At 50.6% G+C, this 310-nt stretch carries 1 pseudogene; it reads right to left on the reverse strand.

Annotated elements, in window-relative coordinates:
* Nucleotides 1-53: 53 nt before the first annotated feature.
* Nucleotides 54-310 (reverse strand): annotated as a pseudogene (locus SB765_RS28800) (gluconate kinase); the annotation flags it as partial.

Raw genomic sequence — 310 nt, forward strand, 5'->3', positions numbered from 1 at the left:
AGCAGTAAAACAGACCCTACTGCTGTTAAAACAAGCGTTAATGTAGTCACTACTTATTTGCCTTTTTTAATAACCTCAATGGTGCTTGCCACAACACCTTCCAGCGGTTGATCGATATCCACCACCAGTACATCCGACTCGTCCCGCCCTGGCTCTTCCAGCGTCGCAAACTGCGTCACCAGCATCTGCGGCTTGAAGAAGTGGCCTTTACGCGCTTTCAGGCGGGCTTCGATGGTGTCGAAGTCGCCCTTCAGGTAGACGAAACGCAGGTTGTCATTTCCCTGACGCAGGATGTCGCGATAACTTTTCT

The organism is Pseudomonas sp. SIMBA_067 (assembly GCF_046534675.1).
GTDB lineage: Bacteria > Pseudomonadota > Gammaproteobacteria > Pseudomonadales > Pseudomonadaceae > Aquipseudomonas > Aquipseudomonas putida.